The 26,798-nt window shown below is 63.6% G+C and carries 24 protein-coding genes and 3 tRNA genes; 19 read left to right on the plus strand and 8 right to left on the minus strand.

Annotated elements, in window-relative coordinates:
- Positions 1-28 precede the first annotated feature (28 nt).
- Both LN996_RS14330 and LN996_RS14335 read right to left on the minus strand, forming a co-directional pair.
- On the minus strand, positions 29-1,171 hold the full coding sequence (locus LN996_RS14330) for a winged helix DNA-binding domain-containing protein (protein WP_231341060.1): 1,143 nt from the start codon (positions 1,169-1,171) through the stop codon (positions 29-31).
- Between the two features lie 50 nt (positions 1,172-1,221).
- Positions 1,222-2,064: an SGNH/GDSL hydrolase family protein gene (locus tag LN996_RS14335; protein WP_231341039.1), complete on the minus strand. Its 843-nt coding sequence runs from the start codon at positions 2,062-2,064 to the stop codon at positions 1,222-1,224.
- Between the two features lie 70 nt (positions 2,065-2,134).
- Between LN996_RS14335 and LN996_RS14340 the strand changes: the two genes are divergently transcribed.
- The gene (locus tag LN996_RS14340; protein WP_231341040.1) at positions 2,135-2,785 is read left to right on the plus strand and encodes an alpha/beta hydrolase; all 651 of its coding nucleotides are present in this window, start codon (positions 2,135-2,137) and stop codon (positions 2,783-2,785) included.
- A 67-nt stretch (positions 2,786-2,852) separates the two neighbouring features.
- Here LN996_RS14340 and LN996_RS14345 read toward each other — a convergent pair whose 3' ends face one another.
- A complete protein-coding gene (locus tag LN996_RS14345; protein ID WP_231341041.1) occupies positions 2,853-3,080 on the minus strand; it encodes an RNA-binding S4 domain-containing protein in 228 nt (75 codons plus the stop codon).
- Between the two features lie 23 nt (positions 3,081-3,103).
- Here LN996_RS14345 and LN996_RS14350 point away from each other — a divergent pair, with 23 nt between their 5' ends.
- The 13 genes from LN996_RS14350 (at position 3,104) to LN996_RS14410 (ending at position 16,733) form a co-directional block, all read left to right on the plus strand.
- Positions 3,104-4,108, plus strand: a complete 1,005-nt coding sequence (locus tag LN996_RS14350) for a DMT family transporter (protein WP_231341042.1) — start codon at positions 3,104-3,106, stop codon at positions 4,106-4,108.
- 155 nt (positions 4,109-4,263) lie between these two features.
- Complete coding sequence (locus tag LN996_RS14355) at positions 4,264-5,649, plus strand: glycine--tRNA ligase (protein ID WP_090819307.1); 1,386 nt, start codon at positions 4,264-4,266, stop codon at positions 5,647-5,649.
- Positions 5,650-5,651: 2 nt separating this feature from the next.
- A complete protein-coding gene (locus LN996_RS14360) occupies positions 5,652-6,614 on the plus strand; it encodes a GNAT family N-acetyltransferase (protein WP_231341043.1) in 963 nt (320 codons plus the stop codon).
- Between the two features lie 234 nt (positions 6,615-6,848).
- Complete coding sequence (locus tag LN996_RS14365; RefSeq protein ID WP_231341061.1) at positions 6,849-8,315, plus strand: YibE/F family protein; 1,467 nt, start codon at positions 6,849-6,851, stop codon at positions 8,313-8,315.
- A gap of 105 nt (positions 8,316-8,420) precedes the next feature.
- Entirely contained in the window at positions 8,421-9,359 is a 939-nt protein-coding gene (locus tag LN996_RS14370; RefSeq protein WP_231341044.1) for an ABC transporter ATP-binding protein, read from the plus strand.
- On the plus strand, positions 9,356-10,132 hold the full coding sequence (locus LN996_RS14375; RefSeq protein ID WP_231341045.1) for an ABC transporter permease: 777 nt from the start codon (positions 9,356-9,358) through the stop codon (positions 10,130-10,132). Before LN996_RS14370 ends, LN996_RS14375 begins: the two co-directional genes overlap by 4 nt.
- A gap of 30 nt (positions 10,133-10,162) precedes the next feature.
- Positions 10,163-11,275: a sensor histidine kinase gene (locus tag LN996_RS14380; protein WP_231341046.1), complete on the plus strand. Its 1,113-nt coding sequence runs from the start codon at positions 10,163-10,165 to the stop codon at positions 11,273-11,275.
- Positions 11,272-11,883 (plus strand): response regulator, encoded by a 612-nt coding sequence (locus LN996_RS14385; RefSeq protein WP_231341047.1) that lies wholly within the window; start codon positions 11,272-11,274, stop codon positions 11,881-11,883. Before LN996_RS14380 ends, LN996_RS14385 begins: the two co-directional genes overlap by 4 nt.
- Positions 11,884-11,923: 40 nt before the next feature.
- Positions 11,924-13,105 (plus strand): tRNA dihydrouridine synthase DusB, encoded by a 1,182-nt coding sequence (dusB, locus tag LN996_RS14390; RefSeq protein ID WP_231341048.1) that lies wholly within the window; start codon positions 11,924-11,926, stop codon positions 13,103-13,105.
- Between the two features lie 64 nt (positions 13,106-13,169).
- On the plus strand, positions 13,170-14,486 hold the full coding sequence (locus tag LN996_RS14395; protein WP_231341049.1) for a deoxyguanosinetriphosphate triphosphohydrolase: 1,317 nt from the start codon (positions 13,170-13,172) through the stop codon (positions 14,484-14,486).
- Between the two features lie 38 nt (positions 14,487-14,524).
- Entirely contained in the window at positions 14,525-16,417 is a 1,893-nt protein-coding gene (dnaG, locus tag LN996_RS14400) for a DNA primase (RefSeq protein WP_231341050.1), read from the plus strand.
- Positions 16,418-16,470: 53 nt separating this feature from the next.
- Positions 16,471-16,543, plus strand: a tRNA-Asn gene (locus LN996_RS14405).
- Positions 16,544-16,660: 117 nt separating this feature from the next.
- Positions 16,661-16,733: transfer RNA gene (locus LN996_RS14410), tRNA-Asn, on the plus strand.
- 47 nt (positions 16,734-16,780) lie between these two features.
- Here the strand turns inward: LN996_RS14410 and LN996_RS14415 are convergent.
- From LN996_RS14415 to LN996_RS14435, 5 genes are all read right to left on the minus strand, one after another.
- Positions 16,781-17,188: a hypothetical protein gene (locus LN996_RS14415; RefSeq protein ID WP_231341051.1), complete on the minus strand. Its 408-nt coding sequence runs from the start codon at positions 17,186-17,188 to the stop codon at positions 16,781-16,783.
- 40 nt (positions 17,189-17,228) lie between these two features.
- Positions 17,229-18,512, minus strand: a complete 1,284-nt coding sequence (locus tag LN996_RS14420; RefSeq protein WP_231341052.1) for an alpha/beta hydrolase-fold protein — start codon at positions 18,510-18,512, stop codon at positions 17,229-17,231.
- A 22-nt stretch (positions 18,513-18,534) separates the two neighbouring features.
- Positions 18,535-21,033: a bifunctional lysylphosphatidylglycerol flippase/synthetase MprF gene (locus LN996_RS14425; RefSeq protein WP_231341053.1), complete on the minus strand. Its 2,499-nt coding sequence runs from the start codon at positions 21,031-21,033 to the stop codon at positions 18,535-18,537.
- A gap of 123 nt (positions 21,034-21,156) precedes the next feature.
- Positions 21,157-21,336: a glycine zipper domain-containing protein gene (locus LN996_RS14430; RefSeq protein WP_231341054.1), complete on the minus strand. Its 180-nt coding sequence runs from the start codon at positions 21,334-21,336 to the stop codon at positions 21,157-21,159.
- Between the two features lie 23 nt (positions 21,337-21,359).
- Positions 21,360-22,589 carry a multidrug effflux MFS transporter gene (locus LN996_RS14435; protein WP_231341055.1) on the minus strand — a complete coding sequence of 410 codons (1,230 nt, stop codon included), beginning with the start codon at positions 22,587-22,589 and terminating at the stop codon, positions 21,360-21,362.
- 174 nt (positions 22,590-22,763) lie between these two features.
- Here LN996_RS14435 and LN996_RS14440 point away from each other — a divergent pair, with 174 nt between their 5' ends.
- The 5 genes from LN996_RS14440 to LN996_RS14460 all read left to right on the plus strand — a co-directional run bounded on the left by LN996_RS14440 (position 22,764) and on the right by LN996_RS14460 (position 26,653).
- Positions 22,764-23,612: a phage holin family protein gene (locus LN996_RS14440; protein WP_231341056.1), complete on the plus strand. Its 849-nt coding sequence runs from the start codon at positions 22,764-22,766 to the stop codon at positions 23,610-23,612.
- Between the two features lie 48 nt (positions 23,613-23,660).
- Positions 23,661-24,284: a CDP-alcohol phosphatidyltransferase family protein gene (locus LN996_RS14445; protein WP_231341057.1), complete on the plus strand. Its 624-nt coding sequence runs from the start codon at positions 23,661-23,663 to the stop codon at positions 24,282-24,284.
- A complete protein-coding gene (locus LN996_RS14450; RefSeq protein WP_159707880.1) occupies positions 24,284-25,189 on the plus strand; it encodes a DMT family transporter in 906 nt (301 codons plus the stop codon). Before LN996_RS14445 ends, LN996_RS14450 begins: the two co-directional genes overlap by 1 nt.
- Positions 25,190-25,298: 109 nt before the next feature.
- The gene (locus LN996_RS14455) at positions 25,299-26,495 is read left to right on the plus strand and encodes a glycosyltransferase (RefSeq protein ID WP_231341058.1); all 1,197 of its coding nucleotides are present in this window, start codon (positions 25,299-25,301) and stop codon (positions 26,493-26,495) included.
- A gap of 84 nt (positions 26,496-26,579) precedes the next feature.
- Positions 26,580-26,653 (plus strand) — tRNA-Ile (locus LN996_RS14460).
- Positions 26,654-26,798 lie beyond the last annotated feature (145 nt).

Genomic DNA, 26,798 nt, shown 5'->3' on the forward strand with positions numbered 1-26,798 from the left:
CCCTGCTGCTGAAATCGACTCGGCGACGTCACACCAGCTTGGTGTCCATTCCCAGGAACCGGCCATAGCGCTCCGCCTCGGCCTCAAGTGCGGCCTGCTGCTCCGGCGTTGCCGGCCGGTTCATGCGCACGTCCAACTCACAAGCCCCGCCGGAGAAGCCATGACGCCACCAACCGGCCAGTCTGCCGTTCAGCAGGACCACGTGCAGGGGTCCGTTGTCCTCGGGGAAATATGGAGCAGTCCCGCCCAGGTAATGCCGGGACTGCGAGTAGCCCATGACGTATTCGTCGTAACACTGAATGAGGTCGACGCGGGGGAGCCCGGACTCCCCGGCAGGCGAAGAATCGCTACCGCTCGAGAGGGCCTCCGCCTCCTCTGCGGCCAGGTAAAAACCGAGACCGTCAAAGGACACCGACGCGAGGCTGCCGGGAGACAGGTCGTCAGCCACGTGCAGGCCCAGCTTCACATCTTTCATGGTCAGACCGGACCACACGGAACAGTCTTTGATGGTGGCCGGCCCGCGGCTGCTGAAGTACCTCAGTGCCAGTTGCCCCAAGGCGCGCTCGCGGGCGTCCCCGGTCAGTGAGGACGTACCAACGAAACCCGGCACTCGTTCCTGGAACAGTGCATACGTCTGTTTCAGGGCGCCACCGGCGGAGCGGACGGGGGCGCCGCTCACCAGGGTGCAGCTGATTTCCGCGTGCATCAGATGGTAGATAAACCCCAGTCCCTTGCTGGGGAAGCCGGCTTGCCCCAGTACTTCAGCCAACTCTTCGCGGGTCTTATGGGCGCCGTCCGCCACGGCCTCACCGAGGATACGGCCACTCAATGCCGCTGATTCCTCATCCACACCCGTCTGGCGGTACATGCCCTTGTTTCCCTGATGAAGCCGATCCGCCGAGAGCCCCATCAACCAGCCGAGATCGTCCCGGTGCACAAAATGCCAGGTGGGCCGGAGGATATGCGTCCGCAGGATCGTTCCGTCTGCTACAGCCTGCTCCACCTCGGTGGAGGTGCTGCCGGCCGTCCTTTGTGCCAGCGACCATCGCGCGTAGGGGAACTCCTGCGACTGGACGGCCAAGAGGTTGCGGACCACCTCTCCGGCATTCCGGGCAAGCGGAGCCCGTAACTGTTGCCTTCGCAGGCGCAGTCGCCGAACATTCTCCGCCATGCGGGTCTCGTCAGCCGTCACTGCGGTCCTCGACAAGCATTGCCGTCACCCTAACGGCGCGGCAAGAGGGTGCCGCTGGAACCAAAGACGGGTCCCGGCGTCGGACGCTTTGGACTGATGCCGTCGCCTGAAGATTGGTGTCGCAGCCTTCGGATGACCCATGGGACGAAGTACTCGCGCGCCCAGACGAGGTCGGAAGAGCGGGCCTCGCGCCATGTACGTGGGGGTAATGGTTTGGGCATCAGGGGCTCGAGTGTATGTTCTACGTTCAGTGCCTCCAGGACCATGGTTGCGATGGTGTGGTGGCCCAACGGGGAGAAATGCAGGCGGTCGACATCCCACATTTGCAGATCAGCCAACTGCCGTAGCGACCACATGTCGGCCACCACGGCGTCGTGGCGTGCCGCTACGGTACGGAGGTTCTCGTTGTAGATAGCCACCTTGCCGCGAATGCGTCCCGGGACGGAGGCGGCCGTGTCCGGGCCGTTGAACAACACCACAGTGGCGCCGCCGGAGCTCAGCTCGCCCACCGCGACGTCGAGTTTTTCAGCCAGCAGATCGGGGTCGCCGCCAGGCCGGATGAGATCGTTGCCGCCGGCCGAGATGGACACCAGGTCCGGCTGCAACTCCAGGCAGGGACCAACCTGTTCGTCCAGAATCTGCTGCAGGAGCCGGCCCCTGATGGCGAGGTTGGCATACGCGAAATCCCCGTGCCCCCGGCCAAGCTCCTCAGCGACGCGATCGGCCCAGCCGCGGTAGCCGCCGGGGTTCGCGGGTTCGGGATCGCCGATCCCTTCAGTGAACGAATCACCCAGGGCCACGTAACGGCTCCAAGGGTGTTTTTGAACAGGTTCGCCCGGCTTCAACAAAGGATTGTTCTCACTCACGCTCATATCCTGCCTCGTCACTGACAACCTACGCCACCGTAGGTTGTTACTTCCGGGTAACTGTAAGAATGGAACCATGACTGAAGCCCCCGCATTCCCCGCGCCCGTTGTCCTGTGGTCCCACGACGAAGCCGAGCGTGCCGGCAAGCCACTCCTGGTCCTGCTGCACGGCTACGGTTCCAACGAGGAGGACCTCTTCAGCCTGGCCGGGCTGTTGCCTGACGGCTTCGTGGTGGCGGCACTCCGGGCGCCGATGCCCATGGGGCCGGGCTTCACGTGGTTCCCCCTCACAGCGTCCATCGACTACTCGCTGGACGCCGTGAAGCTTGCCGCGGAATACGCGCTGGGGTGGCTGGACACGGTCAAAGCCAACCACTCATCGGTGACCTTGCTTGGCTTCTCCATGGGCATGGCGATGGCTACCACCATGGTCCGCTACCGTCCCGCGGACTTTGCTGCCGTCGTCGGACTTTCAGGTTTTGTGATCGACGCCGGCGCTGACGCCGCCTTCCGGGACCACGAACTGGATGGCTCGATGCCCATGTTCTGGGGCCGGGACCAGCAGGATCCGGTCATTACCCAGGACAAGATCGAATACACCATGGGCTGGGTGCGAAAGCACGTAGACCTCACCAAGGTGCTCTACACCGGGATGTGGCACGGCATCAACCAGCAGGAGATTGGGCACGTGGGTGAATTCCTGACCCACAAAGTCCTCACCGATTGAGTTTTTGTACAGATAACGCCCCCAAGAGCCGTTCTTGAGGGCGTTATCTGTACAAAATCCCGGTGCGTCAGGCGGCGGTGATCCGCACAGTCTGGCCGTTGACGGTCACGGTATCGCCCACGTGGAGTTGGCGGCCACGGCGGTCATCGATCTCGTCGTTGACTTTGACCAAGCCGTTCTTGATGAGCTCCGTGGCTTCGACACCGTCTTCCACGAGATTGGCAAGCTTCAGCAGTTGGCCAAGGCGGATCATGTCGTCGCGGATGGGGATCTCTTCGATTTCCGGATTGCTCATACAGTAATGATGCCTGAAGTAGTGTGGGGACGGTGCCGCAGCCTTCTCCCCGTCCTGTCCTTCCGCTCGCCCTTGGCCTCCCCATTGCAGTCGCAACAGGCTTGGTCATCCCGCTCCAAGGAAGGATCAACGGGGCACTTGGCGCCAGGCTCGAGGACGGCATTGCCGCCGCCGTGGTGAGCTTCACCACAGGCCTCCTGCTCATCAGTGCAATTTCCTTTGCAACACCCAAAGGCAGGGCCGGCCTCCAGCGCATTATCCCCGCCGTCCGGAACCGCAGCTTTCCACGCTTCTATGTCATGGCCGGTGCCATCGGTGCATTGTTCGTATTTGCCCAGTCGTTCACCGTCGCCCTGCTGGGGGTAGCGCTCTTCACTGTTGCCGCGGTGACGGGGCAGACATTGAGCGGATTGCTGGTGGACCGGATGGGCATCGGACCGGGAGGGAAACGTGCCATCACGGGAGTGCGGGTCCTGGGCAGCGTCCTGACCGTTGCCGCCGTCGCCTGGGCAGTTTCGCCCCGGTTCGGCGGCGACGCCGATATCGCCTCCCTCGTGTTGCCCGTCCTGCTGCCACTTGCTGCCGGATTCTTCATGAGCTTCCAACAAGCCATGAATGGAACGGCCACCGTTCACTACGGGACGCCGATTGCAGCCACGCTGGTCAACTTCATTGCAGGGTCAGCCATCCTCTGGATCGCATGGCTCATTAAGCTTGCCGTCGCAGGCCCGGGCAATCCGCTTCCCTCGGAGTGGTGGTACTACCTCGGCGGGCCCATGGGCTGCCTCTTTATCGGGCTGGCGGCCCTCCTGGTCCGCAGCCTCGGCGTGCTGATCACCGGCTTGGGCATGATTGCCGGTCAGCTGGTGGGATCGTTGCTGCTCGACGTCGTGATCCCCAGTCCCGGCGCCGTGGTCGCCTTGCCCACGGTGCTGGGTACGGTACTGACGCTCGCCGCCATCATCGTGGCCACCCTGCCGTGGCCCAAAGGCGCTTTTGCACGAAGAGGCCCTGCCAAAGGCCGGTAGGCTAGGAGACGCAGTGCCCCCAAGTGCTTTTTCCAGTAGGGTCAAGTACTTTGCAGTAAATTTCCCCCAGCACCCCGCCGGACAACCTCGTCCGGAAACCGGGGCTAACCACCGCGGACCGCACCCAGCGGCCCTGTAGAACAAATGGAGTACCCATGGCAGCAAAATCCGTCCTTGACCAGGTCATTTCCCTCTCCAAGCGGAGGGGCTTTGTCTTCCAGGCCGGTGAAATCTATGGTGGCTCCCGTTCCGCATGGGACTACGGTCCCCTCGGTGCGGAGCTGAAGGAAAACATCAAGCGGCAGTGGTGGCAGAGCATGGTCCGAGGCCGCGAGGACGTTGTAGGCCTGGATTCCTCCGTTATCCTTCCCCGCCAGGTATGGGAAGCATCGGGCCACGTGGAGGTCTTCTCCGATCCTTTGGTGGAGTGCCTGTCCTGCCACAAGCGCTACCGTGCAGACCACCTCGAGGAAGAGTACGAGGAAAAGAAGGGCCGTCCCGCTGAGAACGGCCTCAAGGACATTGCCTGTGCCAACTGCGGCACCCGTGGCGAATGGACGGAGCCGCAGGAATTCTCCGGCCTTCTGAAGACGTTCCTCGGCCCGGTGGCCAGCGACGAAGGTATGCACTACCTCCGCCCGGAAACCGCCCAGGGCATCTTCGTGAACTTCAACAACGTGCTCACCACCTCCCGGAAGAAGCCGCCGTTCGGCATCGGCCAGATCGGCAAGTCCTTCCGTAACGAGATCACCCCGGGCAACTTCATCTTCCGTACCCGCGAGTTCGAGCAGATGGAGATGGAGTTCTTCGTCGAGCCCGGCACCGATGAAGAGTGGCACCAGTACTGGATGAAAGAGCGCATGTCCTGGTACACGGGCCTGGGCATCCGTGAGGACAACCTCCGTTTCTTCGAGCACCCGCTGGAGAAGCTCAGCCACTACTCCAAGGGCACTACGGACATCGAATACCGTTTCGGTTTCCAAGGCTCCGAGTGGGGCGAGCTCGAAGGCATCGCCAACCGGACGGACTTCGACCTCTCCACCCACGCCAAGGCCTCGGGCACCGACCTGAGCTACTTCAACCAGGCAACCAACGAGCGCTACACCCCGTTCGTGATCGAGCCCGCCGCTGGCCTGACCCGCTCCTTCATGGCCTTCCTGATCGACGCGTACACCGAGGATGAGGCACCCAACGCCAAGGGCGGCGTCGACGTCCGTACGGTGCTGAAGCTGGATCCGCGCCTTGCCCCGGTCAAGGCCGCCGTCCTGCCCCTGAGCCGCAACGAGGACTTGTCCCCGAAGGCCAAGGCGTTGGGCGCCCAGTTGCGCAAGAACTGGAACATCGACTTCGACGACGCCGGAGCCATCGGCCGCCGCTACCGTCGCCAGGACGAGATCGGTACCCCGTTCTGCATCACCGTGGACTTCGACACGCTCGAAGACCAGGCAGTCACCATCCGTGAGCGCGACACCATGAGCCAGGAACGCGTGTCCTTGGACAAGGTTGAAGGCTACCTGGCAGCACGCTTGATCGGCGCCTGATCGTGGCTTTGGAGTACCGCGAATGGAAGGAAGGCGACGACCTCGCCCTCCTGGAGATCTGGGGTAGCCCGGAGACCCTTCCCGCCGAGCAGTTCCGTGCCGCCCTGGCGCCGTCGGGCAACCAGCCCTGGCGCCGGTGCATCGTGGCCGAGGACGTCGTGGATGGCGTACGGATTCCCGTTGCGGCAGGCGTGGTCCATGAGGCATCGCTGCACCCCGAACGCCTTTGGGTTTACATCGAGGTTGCCAAGGACCATCGCCGGGAAGGCGTCGGTGCCACGCTGCTGACCATGCTTCGCCGCGAAGCCGGGAACTCGCCGTCTGGCGTTTCCAAGCTGCGCAGCAAGGTGGAGCCGGGAACTGCTGGTGCGGCATTTGCTGCGGCTGCGGGACTGGCACCGATCCAGCGTTCGCAGCTGGTGGTTGTGGAGCCTGAGCCTCTGTCATTGCCGAGGTTCGGCGACGGTTCCGAGGAAGCTGCGTCGGAGCGTGTGGAGGACCTGGCGACTGGTTCCGTTGAGCTCAGTGATGTGGTGGGTAAGTACTACTCGCACGTCCACCACTGGGATAGCCCGGGGGAGCTGGGCGTTGCAACGGTTCAGCGCTTATTCCTGCATGACCTGACAGGTGCCCATGGCGCAATAGTCCTGCGCGCGCCCAAGGCCAGTGCCTTCGGCGAAGGCGTTCCCGCGAGCCGCAAGGGAAAGATCCAGGCGTTTGCCATCAGCTACGCCCAGGGCAACACCGACGAACCGTCGGACGTCTTCCTCGGCCATGATCCTCAACTGTCCACTGACGATGCGTCGGCTGCGGTGAGGGATCTGCTGGCGCTTATTGCCTACCAGCACCCGGTGTTGTTGGAAGTTGACGAATCGATGACGGCCCTGCGGAATGTCCTCACTCCGTTGCTGGAATCAGGCAAGGCCCACGTGCGCGGTGCGGATACGTTGATCGTGAGCGACTGACCACTGTTTCCGCACGTCAGGATCCCACGCCGTCCGTCACCATGGGGCAGCGTGGGATCCTGCGTTTAAGCTTCGCCGTGGGACACCCGTCATCGCTGGAGCCAACTCGGCGGGCGGGTGACATCCGAATCCGCGCGTCCAAAGCCGGTCATTGTGGCGACAAGGAATGTGAACGTCCTGGGTCGTGGGGTGTCCGGTGCCCGCGTAGGGTTGAGGCATGAGGTTTTGCTGCTGATGGGCCACGGTCACTCCCACGGTCATTCTGAAAGTTCCGAGCCAACCCCGCAGGCTCTTGCCTCGCGGAAGAGGGCCAACTGGATATTGGCGGCCATACTTGTTCCGCTGGGCGTCCTGACCTTGGTGGCCATGATGGTCATGTGGCCCTCGGGCAGCCGGGAAGGGATCACTTTCTCAAGCCCGTACCAGGCTGCCCCGGGCGTCACGTTCGATACCGGCCGGATCCAGAGCGTGGTGGTGGAAAGCTGCACGCAAACCGGCCAGACGGATACGGGCCAAACAGGCACCGGCCAAACGGACACCGGCCAAAACAACCAGTCCGGCGGCTCGCAGTGCACGTTCGCCTTTACGGAGCCGGACAAGGGCGGGGATGTAGTCAAGGTGGTCATCAACCCTGACGTTGCCATGTCCCACGGCGTGGACGTGGGGGACTCCATCCGGTACCTGAACCTCTCCGCGGTCCAGGGTGCCAACGCGGGCAGCGGCGCTCCTGCCTATGTCTTTGTCGATTTTGTCCGCAGCATTCCCATCGCGCTGCTGGCCGTCCTGTACGCGGCGGTGGTTATCGCGGTTGCCCGTTGGCGCGGCTTCCGGGCGCTCCTTGGGCTGGTGGGTGCGTACTTCGTCCTGGTCAGCTTCATCCTGCCCGGATTGGTGGAGGGCAAACCCCCGCTGCTGCTGGCGTTGGTGGGGTCCACGGTGATCATGATCGGGGTCCTGTATTTTGCGCACGGATTCTCGGCGCGAACGTCCACGGCCCTCTTGGGGACCATTTTTGGGCTCAGCATCACAGCGCTGTTGGCGGCCTGGGCTACGGATGCCGCCAACCTGGCCGGCGTCGGAAACCACGATGCCTCAACGCTGGTGAACATGTCGAGCCAGATCTCCATCTCCGGGATCATTCTCTGCGGCCTGATCATTTCCGGCCTGGGCGTGCTTAATGACGTCACCATTACCCAGTCCTCGGCAGTGTGGGAACTCTATGAACTGGCGCCCAACACCAGCGCCCGCAAACTGTTCACCTCGGCCATGCGAATCGGCCGGGACCACATCGCCTCCACGGTGTACACCATCGCTTTTGCCTACGCGGGCGCAGCCCTTCCGATACTCATCATCGTGATGCTCTACGACCGTCCCTTGGCTGAAGCGCTCACCAGCGCCGAACTCTCCGAAGAAGTCATCCGAACGCTCGTGGGTTCCATCGGGCTGGTTCTTGCGATCCCGGTCACGACGCTGATCGCCGTCCTCGTCGTCAAGGCGACCGGCATGAAGCGCCCAGCTCCTGCGGACGGGCCGTCGGTTGGTCCCGACGACGTCGAGGACACCGGCGCGCTGGCGGCAGCGGCCGCCGTCGCGCGGTCCGACGCGCACGACGCCGGAACCCGCCTCGACGCTCCCGCCAAACCTGCACGGCCGGGCAGCCGCCGCGCCCAGCGGGAAGCGGAGCGGCGCAGCCCGGAATAGCCCACTGATGACATTTGTCACCCAGAAGGTGTGACACCGTCCAGGGGTGCGACGGGCAGGACGCGGGTTGACTTGGTTGCAGAACAACAGCAACCAGGGAGAGCCATGAAAGCAGCAGGTGTGCCGGCCGTTCAGGCCGCCGGACTTCACAAGAGCTTTGGAAAGGTCCACGCAGTTCGCGGGCTGGACCTGACGGTGCAGCAGGGGGAGGTGGTGGCCTTCCTTGGCCCCAATGGCGCCGGCAAGACCACCACCATCGACATGATCCTTGGGCTGAGCACCCCGGACCGGGGCAGTGTCTCGGTCTTCGGGCACACGCCACGGGCTGCGATTGCCAGGGGCCAGGTGGCTGCAGTGATGCAGACCGGTGGCTTGCTGCGGGATATCAGCGTCCGGGAGACGGTGCAGCTCACTGCAGCGATGTTCGACTCCTCGCGCCCCGTTGACGAAGTCCTGACCCGCGCAGGCATCCTGGACATCGCGGACAGGAGGGTGGAGAAGTGTTCCGGCGGGCAACAGCAGCGCCTGCGCTTTGCCATGGCGTTGGTCTCCGACCCCGGGCTGCTCATCCTCGATGAACCGACCACCGGTATGGACGTAGCGGGGCGCCGTGATTTTTGGACTGCCATCAGGGCCGACGCGTCGCGGGGGAGAACCGTCATCTTCGCCACCCACTATCTTGAGGAGGCTGATGCCTACGCGGACCGGATTGTGTTGGTCCGCCAAGGGGCTGTTGTTGCCGACGGCACGGCAGCACAGGTGAAGAACCTCGCGTCCGGACGGACGGTCCGGGCAGCGCTGCCGCCGGGGGACCGGGAGCTGCTGGCCGGGCTGCCGCCGGCCGCCACAGTGGAGTACGACGCCGGGCGCGTCACCGTCCGAACCTCCGACTCGGACACAGTGGTCCGCTACCTGCTCAACAACACCGGTGCCCACGACCTTGAAGTGGTCGCCCACAACCTGGAGGAGGCCTTCGTGGCGCTCACCGCGGACGAACCCGGGACGGGCGCTATCCACCACGCGTTGGAAGGAGACCGGGCATGAGCCAGGCACCAGCCATCCAGGACCGGAAGCCATCCGCAGGCGGCATCAACCGCACCTTCCTGTGGATAGAAATCAAGCGGATGCTCCGAAACCGCAGGACCGTCATCTTTACCGTCCTGATGCCGGCCATCTTCTTCTTCATCTTTGGGCTGTCCAACAAGGACCAACTGCTTCCCAACGGCCATAGCTACGGGCAGTACATCCTGATCAGCCTCACCGTCTACGCGGCCATGACGGCAGCCACAGGTGCGGGCAGCCAGGTGGCTGTTGAACGGGCGCAGGGCTGGAGCAGGCAACTGCGGCTCACCCCGCTCCTGCCGGGGGCCTACATTGCCGTCAAGGCAGCGGCGGCGCTGACCTTGTCCCTGGTAGCCGTCATTGCCCAATTCGTCATTGGTGCCATCGCCGGGGTGACCATGGACCCGCAGATCTGGCTGACCGCGGGCCTGGTTGCCTGGTTGGGGTCCCTGGTCTTCGCCGCCCTGGGCCTGTTCGTCGGGTACCTCATGCCAAGCCAGAACGTCATGCAGATCCTTGGCCCGGCGCTCGCCATCCTGGCCATGTTGGGAGGATTGTTCATGCCGATCGAGATCATGGGAGACACCTTCGGCGAGATTGCGAAGTTCACACCGGCCTACGGGATCGGACAATTGGCGCGCAGCCCCATCACCGGCGATTTTGATGCCCTCTGGATCGTTAACGTGCTGGTATGGCTGGCCATCTTCGTTGGCGGGGCGGCCATGGCCTTCCGCCGTGACACAAAACGTGTCTGAGCGCGTCCCGCGGTGACTATTGTGGGATCCATGAGCAGCCCTGGCCTTGGCGACACGTTCCGTGGGCCCGGGCCCCGCAAATGGTTCGTAGGAGCCGGATTCTCCATCATCCTCTGGGCCTGGCCCACGTGGAACCTGGTGTGGTCGGTGGACGAACCCCCGCTATGGAAGGTGGCTGCTTCCGCATCGCTGGTGGCTTTCTTCGCCGCCTACGCCGTCCTGCCGATGTTCAGCCGGAGCCGCGGAACCAGAACGGGACTCGCCTGTACGGGGATCCTGTTGGCTTTGAACGGCCTTGTCATTCTCCTGGTAGGCAAGGAGGCATTGTGGACCTGGCCGTTCCTCGCATGCGCCATCGCCATGACCGTGCTGCCGCCACGTGTGGACTTTTTCCTCATCCTTGCCATGGCCGCTGTGTCCTTGGCGACGGAACTGATAACCGGTACCCCCGAGCAGGCGTTCTTCCAGCCCGCCCTCATCCTGTCGCTCGGCCTCATGATGTCCTCCTTTGCACGGCTGATCCGGCAGACGGTCCAGCTCCGCGAGGCGCAAACCGAACTGGCCGACGCCGCAGTGGCTGCCGAGCGCAGCCGCGTCGCCCGGGACATGCACGACATTCTGGGGCACTCCTTGACGGTGATCGCTGTCAAAGCGGAGCTGGCCGGGCGGTTGATGGAAGGATCACCCGCGGATCCGGCCACGGACAGGGCCGCCGCGGAAATCAGCGATGTGCAGGACCTGGCCCGAGGCGCGCTCGCAGATGTCAGGGCCACTGTTGCCGGTTACCGGGGAGTGAACGTCCTTGCCGAGCTCGCAGCGGCCCGGTCAGCTCTCGAGTCGGCGGGGATCAATGCTGAATTGCCCGGCTCGGTGGAGCAGGTGCCGGCCAGGCACCGGGAACTGTTCGGCTGGGTGCTCAGGGAAGGCATCACGAACGTGGTTCGGCACTCAGGCGCCGGCCGCTGCCGGGTCCTGTTGACGGCGTCGAGCGTCATGGTGGAGGACGACGGCGTCGGGCCAGGTGCCGCGGGATCTTTCGGTAGCGGCCTGGCCGGGATCCGCGAAAGGGCAGCGGCTGCCGGTGGCAGCGTTAATGTGGGCTTGAGTGACCTGGGAGGGTTCAGATTGGTTGTTGAGGTATGACTATCCGTTTGGTGATTGCCGACGACCAAGCGTTGGTCCGCGGGGCTTTGGCCGCTTTGCTGGGGCTTGAGCCGGACATCGAGGTGGTGGCTGAGCTGGGTGACGGAACAGGAGTGGCGGACGCCGTCGTGGAATACGCTGCGGATGTGGCCATGCTCGACGTCGAGATGCCCGGGTTGGATGGCATCAGTGCCGCAGCGGCCGTCCGCCGGGCGGCGCCTTCGTGCCGGGTCCTCATGGTCACCACATTCGGTCGGCCGGGCTACCTCAAGAGGGCCATGCAGGCCGGAGCGTCGGGCTTCGTGGTCAAGGACACGCCTGCGCGCCAGCTGGCTGAGGCGGTCAGGCGCGTGCACCGCGGACTGCGCGTAGTGGATCCCGTCCTCGCCGCTGAGTCGTTGACCTCCGGCGACAGCCCGCTGACCGAACGTGAGGCGGACGTGCTTCGGGCAGCGTCCGACGGCGGCACCGTGGCAGACATTGCCAAGGCCGCGATGCTCTCCGAGGGGACAGTACGGAACTACCTCTCCGCGGCCATGGCCAAGACAGGCGGAAGGACCAGGGCAGAAGCGGTCCGGTTGGCCGCGGACAATGGCTGGCTTCTCTAGGGTTTCCCGCCGATTTGCCCGCATTTGCAACAATGGATGGGTGACTGTAGTAGCGACGCCCCCTGCACCAAAGCTCGAGCTCCCGCCATTGAAGCTCGGTGGGATCACCGTGGACACCCCGGTAATCCTCGCCCCCATGGCGGGCATCACCAACTCTGCCTTCCGCAGGCTCTGCCGTGAATACGGCGGCGGCATGTACGTGGCCGAGATGGTGACCTCGCGTGCCCTCGTGGAGCGGACGCCGGAATCGCTGCGCATCATCTCCCACGATGAGGACGAGAAAGTCCGATCGGTGCAGCTCTACGGCGTGGATCCTGTGACCGTTGGTGCCGCAGTGCGCATGCTCGTGGAAGAAGACCGGGCAGATCACATCGACCTTAACTTTGGGTGCCCGGTGCCCAAAGTCACCCGACGCGGCGGCGGCTCTGCCCTGCCGTGGAAGATCGACCTCTTCACGTCCATCGTGAACACAGCAGTCAAGGAAGCGTGCAAGGGCGGCATCCCGCTGACCATCAAGATGCGCAAGGGCATCGATGAGGACCACCTGACGTACCTCGACGCCGGCCGCATCGCCCGCGACGCCGGAGTGGCCGCCGTCGCACTGCACGGCCGAACCGCCGCGCAGTTCTATTCCGGCCAGGCCGACTGGTCCGCCATTGCCCGCCTCCGCGAGGCATTGCCCGACATCCCGGTGCTGGGCAACGGCGATATCTGGTCCGCTGAGGACGCTGTCCGCATGGTCCGGGAAACCGGCGTGGACGGCGTCGTCGTCGGCCGTGGTTGCCAGGGGCGCCCGTGGCTGTTCGGTGACCTGCAGGCCGCCTTTGAAGGCAGCGACCAGCGACACCGCCCGGGCCTGCGTGAAGTAGCCGAGGGCGTTTACCGGCACGCCGAACTGATGGTGGAGACCTTCGGGAACGACGAATACAAAGCGCTCCGCGAGATCCGCAAGCACATGGCCTGGTACTTCAAGGGCTACGTGGTGGGCGGGGAACTGCGTGCCAAGCTGGCCACCGTGCCCACCCTGGAAGTCCTGCGCGAATACCTTGACGAGCTGGACATGGATTCGCCCTACCCCGGAGTTGATTCCGAGGGTCCCCGCGGCCGCGCAGGTTCGCCAAAAAAGCCCGCGTTGCCCAAGGACTGGCTGGTCAGCCGTCAGCTGAACGCTGAACAGAGCGCGGAAATCTCCGCTGCGGAGCTGGACGTTTCGGGCGGCTAGCCTCACACGTGTAAGACTGACTCAAGAAGCTCCACACCCCGGCGCTTGGAGGAGGCAGATACCCATGGGAACCGAAGCAGTGCTTGGCCACAACGGAACCAGTCACGATTATGTGTTGGCCATTCCCGGATACGCCGAGGCGGATTCAGCACGGTGGGTCGAAGAGTATCGCAAGACCACGTACCGTTCGGACTTTGAACGGGACCGTGCCCGGGTCCTGCATTCCTCGGCACTGCGCAGGCTGGGCGCCAAGACCCAGGTGGTCGCCCCGGACACGGACGACTTTGTCCGCACCCGGCTGACGCACAGCCTCGAAGTCGCACAGGTTGGCCGTGAGCTTGGCCGCTCCTTGGGCTGTGATCCTGACGTCGTGGATACAGCCTGCCTGAGCCATGACCTGGGACACCCGCCCTTCGGCCACAACGGCGAATCCGCTTTGAACGAGGTGGCTCACACCATCGGTGGTTTCGAAGGCAATGCCCAAACACTGCGCCTGCTGACTCGGCTCGAACCCAAGGTCCTGGGCGAGGACGGCAGGCCCGCGGGACTCAACCTGACCCGCGCCAGCCTGGACGCCGCATCCAAATACCCGTGGTCCGCCGTCGACGCCCCCGTCATCCACGGCCACCGCACCAGCAAGTTCGGCGCCTACGAAGACGACCTTCCCGTGTTTGAGTGGCTGCGTGAAGGCGCCCCCGGAAACCGCTCGTGCATCGAGGCCCAGGTGATGGACCTCGCAGACGACATTTCGTACTCGGTCCACGACGTCGAAGACGCTATTGTCGCCGGCCATTTCCAGCTCAAATGGATGGAAAACCCGGATCACCGGGCGCGCGTGGTGGGTTACACCAAACAGTGGTACCTGCCGCACAACGACCCCGCCGAAATCGATGCGGCCCTGGCCCGGTTGGAAGCCACCAGGGTTTGGGTCCGCGAGGCCGATGGCAGCCGGAAGTCCATGGCCGCCCTGAAGGACATGACCAGCCAGTTGATCGGCCGGTTCTGCCAGAGTGCAATGGAAACCACCCGGGACCATTTCGGGCCCGCCAACCTGACCCGCTACGACGCCGAACTCATGGTTCCCGAGGACACCGTCACCGAGATCGCGGTCCTCAAGGGCCTTGCCACCACCTTCGTCATCTCCACAGACCACCGCCAGCCGGTCTACGAACGCCAGCGCGAGGTGCTGCACGCCCTCGTGGGTGTCTTGAACGCCACCGGCGACCGTCACCTGGAGCCGATGTTCGCTGCGGACTGGCGCGACGCCGTCGACGACGGTGCCCGGCTGCGCGTGGTGATCGACCAGGTCGCATCGCTGACGGACGTGTCCGCGCTGGCCATGTATGAACGCCTTGTGGGCAGCCTCCCGTCCCTTTGGTGAGGGCCGGTGCGTTTGGCCGGAGCGACTAGGATGGTCACGTGGCTGGCCTGATCAAACGTGAAGATATCGACGAAGTACGCCAGCGCACGGATATCAAGGAAGTCGTTGACGGATACGTCACGCTCAAAGGCGCGGGACTGGGCAGCTTCAAGGGACTGTGCCCCTTCCACGACGAGCGATCGCCCTCCTTCACCGTCCGCCCACAAGTGGGCAGGTACCACTGCTTCGGCTGCGGCGAGGACGGCGACGCTATCTCCTTCGTCCAGAAAATGGACCACAGCTCGTTCCATGAGGCCGTCGAGAAGCTGGCTGCAAGGATCGGCTACGAGCTGCGCTACGAGGACGGCGGAACCGGTCCCAGCCGCGAGGAAGTGGGCAAACGCCAGCGCTTGCTGGACGCGCACAAGATCGCCGATGAGTTCTTCCGCGCCCAGCTGCTGACTCCCGGGGCGGCCGAAGGACGCAACTTCCTGGATGGCCGCGGCTTTGACCGCGCGGCCGCTGAGCATTTCGGTGTGGGCTATGCTCCGCAGGGTTGGGACGCTCTCCTGAAGCACCTTCGTGGCCGTGGGTTCACTGACGCTGAGTTGAAACTCACAGGGATGTTTTCTGAGGGGAACAGGGGCATCTACGACCGCTTCCGGGGAAGACTCATCTGGCCCATCCGCGACATTGCCGGCGACACCATCGGCTTCGGCGCCCGCAAGCTTTACGAGGACGATCAGGGCCCCAAGTACCTGAATACCCCTGAGACCACGCTCTACAAGAAATCCCAGGTCCTCTACGGCATCGACATCGCCAAGCGGAACATCGCCAAGGAGCGCCAACTGGTGGTGGTGGAGGGGTACACCGACGTTATGGCCTGCCACCTCGCAGGAGTCACGACGGCGGTAGCCACCTGCGGTACTGCGTTCGGCACCGAACACATCAAGGTCGCCCGGCGGCTGCTTTCGGACGACGGCAGCGGCGGGGAGGTCATCTTCACGTTCGACGGCGACGCCGCCGGCCAGAAGGCCGCCCTGAGGGCTTTTGAGGAAGACCAGCGCTTCACGGCCCAGACCTACGTCGCCGTGGAGCCCACGGGTGCCGATCCCTGCGATCTTCGCCAACTCAAGGGCGACGCCGCGGTGCGCGACCTCATCGGTACCCGGAAGCCGCTTTTTGAGTTCGCCATCAGGGCCACTTTGCGCCGGCACAACCTGGACACCGTGGAAGGCCGTGTGGCCGCATTGCGGGAAGCCGCCCCCGTGGTGGCACAGATCAGGGACTCTGCCACGCGGCCCGGCTATACGCGCAACCTGGCTGGCTGGTTGGGCATGCCCATCGAGGAAGTCAGCAGCTATGTTGGGGCGGCGGCCAAGCGCGCAGCGTCCGGCGGCAGCACGTCGGGTCCCTCCGGCGCAGCTGAACAATCCGCGGCGGCGGCAGCACCGCCGTCGAGCGGTCCTGTCTTCCAACGGCCCGACCCCAGGGACCCGATAGCGGGTATGGAACGCCAGGCCCTGGAAGTTGTCCTCCAGGAGCCCGCGGTGCTTGGCGGGGGAGCGTGGGAACGTTTCGAGGCCTCGTACTTTGCCACCCCTGCCTATGCTGCCGTCCACACGGCAGTGCGCGCCGCTGGCCTCGCCCATGCGGCTGATCCGGTGGCGTGGGTGGAACAGGTCCGCCAGGAAGTTCCCGAGCCGCTGCGGCCTTTGGTGTCCGAGCTTGCTGTCACACCGTTGCCCGCCAGCACTCCCGAAGCCATGCAGCGGTACTGCCGGGACATCCTGGCCCGCCTCTTCGAACTGCAGATCACACGCATCAAAGCTGACAAGATGGGCCAGTTGCAGCGCTTGGACGCAGGAGCCAACCCGGAGGAATTCCAGCGCCTGAACCGGGAGCTCATGCAGTTGGAAATGGAACGTCGCGCGCTGCGTTCCGACGGCTGAGAACCTCGATTTCGTTTTCCGGCAGGCCCCTGTTAAGCTAGTAACCGCTTCATTCCTCCGTAGCTCAATTGGCAGAGCATTCGACTGTTAATCGAAGGGTTACTGGTTCAAGTCCAGTCGGAGGAGCGCGCAATACCCCCGTTCCGGTAATCCGGAATGGGGGTATTTTTTATACCCCCAGGGGGTATGCCGGGCCGATTTCGCATTCCGGTGAAACCTTTGCTAAAGTCATAACCGCTTCATTCCTCCGTAGCTCAATTGGCAGAGCATTCGACTGTTAATCGAAGGGTTACTGGTTCAAGTCCAGTCGGAGGAGCACAAGGACCCCGTACCGGCTTCCCGCCGGTGCGGGGTTCGTCTTTTTCAGACGAAATCCATCTCCACCTGCAGGAAGCGGGCTGCCTCGGCCACGGCTGCCAGGAACGAATCCTGTTCTGTAGGTGGTGTCCTGGGTTCGCGGGGATGCCACTCGTGCGGAGCTGAGTAGACGCGGGTGAAGCCGCCACCGGGTGGTGCGTAGAAAATTCCGAAACGCTGGACAGGCCACTCAGGCGAGGTCTCGGGCGCAACCAGCAGGGCTGCGTCGGCTTCGGGGTTGTACCACTGGGCAATGGGGCGGCGCCGGTCGTCGGTGAAGAGTCCTGCGGCGTAGAGGGCGGCTGACTGCGGGCTGGTCACTGAGCACAGACGATCCCACCACAGCGGCAGGATGCGTTCATCCCGTCGCTGCCAGGGTGCCGGAAGCGGCTGCAGCTCTTGCCAATGTGGCACAGCTCAACTTTATCGCCGGTAGGTGGCGCGCAAAAGGGTTCTAGCGCGAGAGCCCCAGACGCGGATAGAGCACCTCGAAGCCTTTGGTCAGTCCCGCGTTCAGGGCGATACCCACGTGTCCGCCGTTGGGGACCTCGTAGTAGGTGACGGTCATGCCTGCTGCCTGTGCAGCAGCGGAGACGGCTTTGGCGGCGGCCACGTACGTCACGTCGTCGGAGCCAACAGTGAAGACGGCCGTGGTGTCAGGGAATTGCTTGCCCTTCATGATGTTGATGGGCTTCTGGGCGTCGTAATCCGCCTGGTTGCCGCCGAAGATGGCTGCAAGATTGCCTGCCGGATCCTCGGCGCCCGGGAACTCTTCACCGGAGATGTCCACCACGTTGCCCCACATTTTCGGGTATTTAACGGCGAAGGAGATGGCGCACTGGCCGCCGTTGGAGTAACCGGCGATGGTCCAATGCTCCCGGTCCGGGAGGATGTTCAGGTTGGCTTTGGCCCAGTTCACCACGTCCTCATTGATGTACTTCTCCACGTTGCCGTACTTGGCAGTGTCCAAGCAGAGGTTGTCGTTCTCATCAGGGCCGATCTGGTCCGCGACGATGGCAATCGGGGCAAGGCCGTTGTTCTTCGCCGCGAATTCATCCAACGCAGCCGATACGTACTGGGGGTCGGGGAGGCCGGGCTGGCCCATCATGAGGACGTACAGGGGCAACCGTGGCGGGTTGTCCGTCAGGGCCGCAGGAGGCAGGTAGATGCCGGCGGGCCGGGCGTCAAAGCCCGAGGCCGTTGCCGGTATCACCTGGGTGCCCACCTTGCCCTTGGACGGCATGGTGGCCGGGGGTTTCCAGCTTTGCCAGAGCGGACCTGCGGGGATGGACGCATCCGGGTTTGGCTTTTTCAGCTGGATGGCCCCCTCAGTGGAGATCCCCAATGCCGAGCCCAACGTCTTGTTCAGCCCGAACTCGGCGTTGATGCCCAGGGCGGCTACCAGGAGGAACACTGGAATGGCGAATGCCGCCACCACTTTCCGCCACGGCCGGCTATGGCGGAAGCTGACCGCGGCCAGGCCCAACGCAGCGAAGCAGGCGACGGCCCAGAACCACACACGTGGTGTCAGGCCCACGTGGAAGACATCCATGACGTCCTCAATGAGCCACACAGTCAGCCACCCCAGCAACGCAGCCGACACAACGGCGACGATCGCGGTGAGTGCCCAGCGTGCAGTCGGCCTGAGGAACAGTACAAGGAAGAACACGGCGCCGATAGCCCCGGCAATGGCCATGACGACAGGACCGCTGATGTCAAGTTTCAGGATGTCGTCCATGGCTAGGAAATCCGTCCGGGCCTCATGCGGCGGGCTCCCTTGCCACCATCTGGCGCAGCAGGCCTGCGCTTTGCGCGGGGGAGAGGCCCGGGAGATAAGCGGAGCCCACGGCGATACCGATGGATGGCAACGCCAAGGGGTCCTGGTAGTACATATACAGGGTCCTGTGCTCTGGCTGGAACCGTGACTTGAAGGCTGCCAGGGACTTAAAGCCGTACATGGGTTCGAGTGCATTTCCGAGCAGTGCCAGGACCCGGTCCAAGGAACTTCGGTCACCCTCAGCAACGTCAGCTCCGGCATTGGCGAGCGGCGAGCCGGACAAGGAGATCCGCGGGACTTCTTCCCTGAAATGGGTCACGGCGGAGGCGATGAGGAATTCCATGACGCCCTTGAATCCGGTGGTCCGGCGCCGCATGAAGTCCAGGGTCCATCCGGAGATGACGCCGTCGCGGAACACCGGCAACCAGCTGGTGACTCCGTGGACCAGCCCTTCATCATCCACTGCCACGCAGCAGAGGACTTCGGGATCCTTCAATTCACTCAGGCCGCCCAACGTGAAGCCCATTTCGGGGAGGGCCTTGTCCGCTACCCATTCTTCGGAGATCTCTGCCAGCTGCGCCCTGGTTCCCGGAGGCATCGCATGGTAGGGATACCAGTGGTCCTTGATGGACAGCTTGTCTGCCCGGTTCAGCGCCGTGCGGACGTTCTGCCACTCCTTGCCCTTGAAGGTCATGGCCTGGACATTCAGGAGGGTCTCTTCCGCCACTTCCAGTTTTCGGAATCCCCTGGAAAGGAGCGGGCCGTCCAGCTCGGCAGTGGCTGAATAGAAGCACGGGGTGAGTCCCAGGCCGGCGCAGTGTTTCAGGAAGCCCGTGGCTGCGTCCGCATGGTGTTCCTCCGCGCCGAAAGGCCCGGCAACTGTGAGTGCCACGCCGTTGTGTACCTGATAGGCAACGCCGGCCTTCCGGTCCGGCGTGAACCAGTACTGGTTGTTGTCCCACAAAGCCATCCAGGACAGCGTGCCGCCGCCGTCGTGGAGCAACTCCCGGGTGTGCCCCAGGTCTGCTGCCGGATCCGTGGCAAGCTGCCTGAAACGCCGGAAGTTGTTCAGGACCAGTACCAGGATGCAGAGCCAGATGATGTCCCCGCCAAGTCCGTACAGCACCGTGCTCAACAGGCCTTGCGGGAGAGCGACGACAAAGGGAACCGGGAAGGGAACCAGGATGTGGGTCAGTTGTCCGGCAAGGTCCCACAGCGTTGAGCGGCCCGGATTGCCTTCGACGAACCAGAACGCCACGTAAAGGACTATGGCGGCGACTGCCAGGATGAGTGAGCTCCGGCCCAGTACCCGGTATCCGGCATCGCTGGACTCCACCCGGAACTTGTGGCGGTTGGCCAGCAGCAGCGCCACGATGATCACCGGGGCGAGAACAGCCGGGACCGCATAGAGAAGGAGGTAGCCGAAGTCGTCATCGCCCAGGGTGACGTCCGGATCGCTCACGTACTGGAGGATGGACAGGACAGTCACGGCGGCCAGGTACGCCTGGATCACCAGGGTCAGGCGGTACGCCAGGCGGCGGCCGCGGCGAAGCCCCTCGGCGCAAACCAGCAGCAAGAGGACCGGAATCAGTGTCAGGATTGCTGCGCCGAAGCTTTGCACGCCCACGATGCTTTGCAGAGCCACGCAGTTGTTGTCGTTGTTGCAGGCTTCCTTGACTTCGTCGGCGTCGGGACTGGCTTGGAGCATGACCTCCGAGACGACGGACAGTGGCCCGATTTCCCACGTCCCGGTAAGTTGCGTCAGCAAAGGTCCGACGGCGAAGACGCCCACCACGGTGCCCACCAGGAAACGCGTCTCACGGAGAGTCGAGGAATGCAGCGAGCCTGCCCGGCGCCGGAGGACCAGCGACTGGACAGCCCAGCCGGCCACGGTGCCGATCACTGCGCCGGCAAGCGCCTGGAGTGTTTGGGCCACTCCTACGAACAGGGCGAACATCAATGTGGCGGCCAACAGCCACGTCCTTAGCCGCCGACGCCATAATGCGTCCACTGCCGCCGTCGCACATCCCAGCGCGGCGGCAGCGCCGCCATAGGAACCCACCGCGTATTCGCCGCCGAGGAAACTCAGCCACTGGTCGCTGGCGTCGGTCCCGAAGGCCACCAAGGCCACAAGGACCAGGGCGCTGAGGGCTGATCCGCCGACGAAGGCGGCGAGGGCGAGCCACGGGCCCATGACGCGCTCGGCGATACCCACGCCCACCAGGATCGCGGCCGCGCAGGCCAAATAGTCGAGCAGGGAGGAAGCAAAGAAAGCTGACGTGAATATGGACCACCAAGGTCCTGGGTCCACCGCCAATCCCAGGCCCACCTGGTCCAGCAACGCCTCACTGGGTCCACTCAGCAGGCTCCCAGTCGCAGCCCCCAGGATCCACAGCGATGCCACCAGGCCCAGCGTCAGGGGCAGCCGCCGCACTGTTGCCAAGCCGCGGACACCGCCCCATAATCCCACAGCCGCGCTCATGTGATGTCCCCTTCACCGGTCCGGCACCGGCTACCCCGGCTGGCCACCATTCTGCCTTGCGGGACGCTGTTAGGGGAGGGGGTTGAAAAGTTCGACGGCGGCAGGCCGCTTTGCGGGGTGCGGTTAGTCCCGCTTCCAGGGGCCAGGGTTCACCCGGTACAGCACGGCGGCACCGATGACGGCCCCCAGGATCGCGCCGAACAGCGCGCTTCCTGCCGCCCGGCCGAGGAGCGCGCCGGCAGTGGCGCCAAGCACGGCGCCAAGGAAGAGTCCTCTGCCGTTACGGTGCGGTTTGTTGGTCATGATCCCAGCCTACGGGTGTGTTCCTAATGGATGGAGGGAACGGTGCGGGGCCGGACCACCAGCCACAGGGCGGCGATCGCGCCGGTGATGCACGCGGCCATGACGGCTCCCATGGGGACTGCGGAGCTGACGCCCAGCCAACCGACCACCGGAGGCACAATTCCGGCCATCATGAACTGCGATGCGCCCAGGAGGGAGGCCGCCGTGCCTGCTTGGGCGCCATGGTTGGCCAAAGACAGGACCTGAACGCACGGGAACATGAAGCCGGTTGCACAGATGTAGAACCACAAAGGAATCAGAATGCCCCACAATCCCACCTGGAACAGGTCCAGAACGATGATCAGGATGGCCATGAGCAGCATGAAGACCGTTGCTCCGGCCACGATCCACTGAGGGGCCACCCGTCTGATCAGGCGTGAGCTGATCTGGACACCGGCAACAATGCCCAGGGAATTGATGCCGAAAAGGATTCCGTACTCCTGCGGCGAAAAGCCGTAGATGTCCTGGAACAGGAAGGTCGAGGCCGAGAGATAAGCAAACAACCCACCGAAGTTCAGGCTTCCCACCAGCACCATGCCCACAAATATCCGGTCCGTCAGGACCGACTTGTAACGCTGCCCCACCGTGGTGGTGGATTTGCCCCGCTGGTCGGCCGGGAGTGTCTCGCGGATGAAGAAGATGGAGGCAAGGATCACCAGCAGGCCGTAGCCGGCCAGGAAGTAGAAAATGCCGGGCCACGGGAAAGCCAGCAGCAACTGCGAGCCGATGACCGGGGCCAGGATGGGAGCCAGGCCGTTGACGAGTGACATGCGCGAAAACATCCGGACCATGGAATAGCCGTGGAAGAGGTCCCGGACCATGGCCATGGCCACCACGCCACCGCCTGCCGCGCCGATTCCCATGAGGACACGGAACAGGGACAGCATCCCGATGTCCGTTGCCAGCGCAGCGCCAAGGGACGAACCGATATGGACGGCCGTGGCAAGGATGAGTGGCAGACGGCGCCCCACTTTGTCGCTGAACGGTCCCACCACCAGTTGGCCGAGCCCGAAACCAACGGTGGTACCTGTCAGGGTGAGCTGGATGGCCGCAGCCGAGACGTCGAAACTTTCCTCGAGCGCCGGGAACGCCGGGAGGTATAGGTCGATCGTGAATGGACCCAGTGCAGTCAGGGCACCCAGCAGGAGAATGTAGACAAGTTTTTCGCGTCGGCTCAGGGAATCGCCCGGAGCAATGGGAGAGGTCACGATCATCTATCCTATGGCCCGGATCATATTTATTGGGCGTATGACGGGCGCGCCGCAGTGTGGTCCCGAAAGTTCAGCAGGAACCTGAATGATAGCTTTGAGGACAGGTGTCCGCGGCTGTAGATTTCAGGCCGCGTTCGCCTTACACGATGCCCAGAGGAAAGCAGTTAGGCGGAACCCATGAGTGGACGTCACACCGGCCGGACCAGTCAAGGACCAGCCATTCGTACTTTGCCGAAGACCCTCAAGCTCGTTGCACGGTTGGCCCCACGGCAAATCAACGACGAAATTGCCTTGGCCAAGGTGGAACTCAAGCGCAAGGCCACCCAGGTAGGCATAGCGGGCGCCTTCTTCGGCGTTGCCCTGGTTTTCCTCACGCTTCTGGTGATCGCCCTGGTCGTTGCCGCCATACTGGGACTGGCAACCATCATGCCCGGTTGGCTCGCGGCCCTGATCGTCGCAGCGTTCTTCCTCCTGATTGTCGCCATCGCGTCCTTGATAGGCGTTGCCAAGTTCAAGAAGGCCATGCCCTTGGTTCCCGAGGACACCATCCGGGGCATCAAGCACGATCTCGGAATTGCCAAGGAAGGCTCGTCCTTCGATGAGTCGATCCTGGATCCCAACTCGCCAGCTGCCAAGGCTGCCAAAGCTGAGAAGGAAGCCGCAGCGGAGAAGGCCAAGGCCGAGAAGGCCGCCAAGGAAGCTGCGAAGGAAGCGGACGCCGTCAAGGCCCCCACGGAAGCCGAGCTTCGCTCGCGCCTGAAGAAGCGCCGCGAGCACCTGACCGGGGTCCGTGACGAACTTGGCGAGCAGTTGGACGTTAAGAAGCAGGGACAGGCTTTGCTGGACAGCGCCAACGGCAAGTTCCAGGAAGGCAAGGAATTCGCGGCCGCGAAGCTGGCCGACATCGGAGATTCAGTGCCGGATAACCTTTCCGAACGGCTCGCTGCCCGCTGGAAGGATCTCGCGGCGTTCGCGACCGCTGCCGTGGTCTTCGTGGTTGCCCTGAGGAAGCTGCTGAAGAAGTAGGCCACTATCCGAGGCAACAGAGACTGACAACGAGGAAGGGGGACACGAGTGAGATTGATCGGTGCTGGTTCGCACCCTGACCGCCCTCAGGTTGACCACGACCTCATCTTCACAGTCCCCAACATCCTCACGGTCCTGCGCTTCATGGGTGTGCCGCTGTTCGTCTGGCTCGTTTTGTCGGAACAGGAGTACGGTTTTGCGGTCCTGGTGCTCGTCATCATGGGCAGCACCGACTGGGTGGATGGCTACATAGCCAGGCGCTTCGACCAAACCTCCAAGCTGGGCCGCATCCTGGATCCCATGGCGGACCGGGCTGCGCTCCTGGCCGTTGCCTTCACGTTGGCGATTGCCGGCGTCGTGCAGTGGTGGTACTTGGCCGCGCTGTTGGTGCCCGACGCCATCCTGGCCATCGCATCGCTGTTCTACTTCCGTAGCCACCCGGACCTTCCGGTCAGCATTATTGGAAAAGTCCGCACGGCACTGCTGCTGGTCGGCACCCCCTTGCTCGTCCTGTCCAAGCTGCCCATACCTTTCACTGAGGTGTACTTCGTGATCGCTTGGACATTCCTGGGCATCGGGCTTCTGGGCCACTGGATCGCGGCCTACAACTATTTCTGGGCCATCTTGCGTAAGGGTAAAGAATTGAAGACCGACGACGGCGGACACGGCTGATGGTGTGGCTGGCGGTTTTCCTTGCGGTACTTGGCGCCTTCTTCCTGGCGATTGGCGCCCAACGGCAGGGCAGCGCGGTCAAAGCCGATACCGGCGGCCTTGCGCTCAGCTCCAACGGATTCCTGCGGCTCCTGCGTAATCCGCGCTGGATGCTCGGACTGCTGTTCCTTGCCCTCGGAATGGTCATGAACGCCATCGCTTTGGTGTCTGCGCCCCTCACCGTCGTCCAACCGATCGGCGCGATCGCGCTCGTGATCACCACGGTGGTCAACGCCAAGGACCAGGGCCTGAGCATCAACCGCGCCACCGTCGTGGCCATCAGCGCCTGTGTCACGGGGTCGGCATTGTTCGTGTTGCTGGCAGTGTTCGTCACCCAGGAGAACCACCACGTCAACGCCGAAGACGAGCTGACAATCGTTCTGCTCCTGGCCGTGGCCGTGGGAATTTTCGGGACTTTGGCCGTCATGTTCAAGCACCGGATGAGTGCTTTTGTGTACATCCTGGGAGCCGGGGTCCTCTTCGGCTTCGTGGCCGTCCTGACCCGCATTATCGGCAAGCACCTGCTAGATCCCAATGGCCTGTTCCTGCTCAACGTCCAGTGGTACACGCTCATTGCCATTGCGGCCGCCGGGGGGCTCGGTTCCTGGTTCGTGCAGAGTGCGTACTCGGGAGGCCCGCCGGACCTCGTCATCGCCGGCCTGACCGTTATTGACCCCATGGTGGGCATCGCCATTGGGATTGTGATCCTTGGTGAGCTTCGTCCCGATGTCCACGCCGTGATGGCTATCGCCATGGCTGCGGCGGCTACGCTTGCTATCGTGGGGGTTATTGCCCTGAGCCGGCATCATCCGGAAGTCACCAAACGCAAGAAGGACGCGAAGGCGGCTGCCAGCAAGAAGGCCTAGGGCAGCGCTATACCTTGCGCCGCCGCTACACGCGGACCGGCAACCCGGCGACAACGCAGCAATGCCACCAGCATTGCTGTCCGCACCGTGACCATCAGGAGTTCTCCACGTGACCATTCCCGACACCAACAAGCCCCTCACGATTTTGATTGCGGCAGACACCTATCCGCCGCACGTCAATGGTGCCGCCCAGTTCGGCTACCGCCTGGCCAAGGGGATGACGGCACGTGGGCACAATGTGCATGTGTTGGCCTGCCGGCCGGACTCGGGCAAGAGCTATACGGAGTTCCGGGACGAAGCGACTGTCCACCGTCTTCGCTCGCACGGCGTCTTCACGCACGAGTACTTCCGCATCTGTTTCCCGTGGGAAATCAAGAAGGAAATCAGCCTGCTGTTCGACAAGGTCCAGCCGGACGTTGTCCACATCCAGAGCCACTACATGATTGGCGAGCACGTTCTCTACGAGGCCGTGAAGCGTGGCATCAGGATTGTAGCCACCAACCACTTCATGCCGGAGAACCTGAATCCGTTCCTGCCGTTCCCGCAGTGGTTCAAGGACATCGTGGGCCGTATCTCCTGGAAGGACATGGGCAAGGTCATGGGCCAGGCAGACGTGGTCACCACGCCCACGCCGCTCGCCGCCAAGGCAATGCACCAGCATGCCTTCCTTCGCAAAGTCCTGCCCCTGTCCAACGGCATCGACTCTTCCGCTTACGAGCTCCAGCCAGGGGAGACCATCGAGCCGCACAGCAACCCCACGGTCCTTTTTGCCGGACGCCTGGCCGAAGAGAAGCACGTGGACGTCCTCATTGATGCCGTGGCCAAGACTCCGCGTGCATTGAACGTGCACCTGGAAATCGTTGGCGGCGGCGAAGTCCGTCCGGCCCTCGAAGCGCAGGTAGCGAAGCTTGGGCTGGGGGATCGCGTGAAGTTCCTTGGCTTGGCCAGCGATGAAGACCTGCGTGAGGCTTACATCAAGGCCGATATTTTCTGCATGCCCGGAACAGCTGAGCTCCAATCACTGGTGACCTTGGAAGCCATGTCCGCTTCCACCCCCGTGCTGCTGGCCAACGCCATGGCATTGCCGCATCTGGTCCGTGACGGTGAGAACGGCTACCTGTTTACGCCGAACGACAGCAACGAGCTCGCTGCCAAGATCACCCAACTGGTGGAGCTTCCCCAGGATGAGTTGGAAGCCATGGGCAAGCTGAGCCGCGAGATGGTGGAGCCGCACAGCATCAACGGCACACTCCAGACCTTCGAGGACCTCTACCGTGGAGCTTCCTACGAGGACAAAGTAGTGTGACCAAAGCACTCCCCGGCACCTATTAGAATTGCTGGAGTGCTTTGCCCGGAACAGCTGCTTTGCGGTGGCGTTCCCGGGCGTCAAGGGGCTATAGCTCAGCTGGTTAGAGCGCGGGACTCATAATCCTAAGGTCCTCGGTTCAAGTCCGAGTAGCCCTACACATTTCACGGGAGCGGGGGGGGGGGGGGGGGGGGGGGGGGGGGGGGGGGGGGGGGGGGGGGGGGGGGAGGGGGGGAGGGGGGGGTGTGGGTAGTGGTGGTATATATAATTATAAGTTGATGGACGAGAGGGGGAGGAAGAAGA

This window comes from Arthrobacter sp. AK01 (genome assembly GCF_021109375.1).
GTDB lineage: Bacteria > Actinomycetota > Actinomycetes > Actinomycetales > Micrococcaceae > Arthrobacter.

Bases quoted from the DNA above. Each gene is read 5' to 3' on its own strand.
- LN996_RS14330 (WP_231341060.1), bottom strand. From the start codon at position 1,171: ATGGCGGAGAATGTTCGGCGACTGCGCCTGCGAAGGCAACAGTTACGG.
- LN996_RS14335 (WP_231341039.1), bottom strand. From the start codon at position 2,064: ATGAGCGTGAGTGAGAACAATCCTTTGTTGAAGCCGGGCGAACCTGTT.
- LN996_RS14340 (WP_231341040.1), top strand. From the start codon at position 2,135: ATGACTGAAGCCCCCGCATTCCCCGCGCCCGTTGTCCTGTGGTCCCAC.
- LN996_RS14345 (WP_231341041.1), bottom strand. From the start codon at position 3,080: ATGAGCAATCCGGAAATCGAAGAGATCCCCATCCGCGACGACATGATC.
- LN996_RS14355 (WP_090819307.1), top strand. From the start codon at position 4,264: ATGGCAGCAAAATCCGTCCTTGACCAGGTCATTTCCCTCTCCAAGCGG.
- LN996_RS14365 (WP_231341061.1), top strand. From the start codon at position 6,849: ATGGGCCACGGTCACTCCCACGGTCATTCTGAAAGTTCCGAGCCAACC.
- LN996_RS14370 (WP_231341044.1), top strand. From the start codon at position 8,421: ATGAAAGCAGCAGGTGTGCCGGCCGTTCAGGCCGCCGGACTTCACAAG.
- LN996_RS14375 (WP_231341045.1), top strand. From the start codon at position 9,356: ATGAGCCAGGCACCAGCCATCCAGGACCGGAAGCCATCCGCAGGCGGC.
- LN996_RS14380 (WP_231341046.1), top strand. From the start codon at position 10,163: ATGAGCAGCCCTGGCCTTGGCGACACGTTCCGTGGGCCCGGGCCCCGC.
- LN996_RS14385 (WP_231341047.1), top strand. From the start codon at position 11,272: ATGACTATCCGTTTGGTGATTGCCGACGACCAAGCGTTGGTCCGCGGG.
- LN996_RS14395 (WP_231341049.1), top strand. From the start codon at position 13,170: ATGGGAACCGAAGCAGTGCTTGGCCACAACGGAACCAGTCACGATTAT.
- LN996_RS14420 (WP_231341052.1), bottom strand. From the start codon at position 18,512: ATGGACGACATCCTGAAACTTGACATCAGCGGTCCTGTCGTCATGGCC.
- LN996_RS14425 (WP_231341053.1), bottom strand. From the start codon at position 21,033: ATGAGCGCGGCTGTGGGATTATGGGGCGGTGTCCGCGGCTTGGCAACA.
- LN996_RS14430 (WP_231341054.1), bottom strand. From the start codon at position 21,336: ATGACCAACAAACCGCACCGTAACGGCAGAGGACTCTTCCTTGGCGCC.
- LN996_RS14435 (WP_231341055.1), bottom strand. From the start codon at position 22,589: ATGATCGTGACCTCTCCCATTGCTCCGGGCGATTCCCTGAGCCGACGC.
- LN996_RS14440 (WP_231341056.1), top strand. From the start codon at position 22,764: ATGAGTGGACGTCACACCGGCCGGACCAGTCAAGGACCAGCCATTCGT.
- LN996_RS14450 (WP_159707880.1), top strand. From the start codon at position 24,284: ATGGTGTGGCTGGCGGTTTTCCTTGCGGTACTTGGCGCCTTCTTCCTG.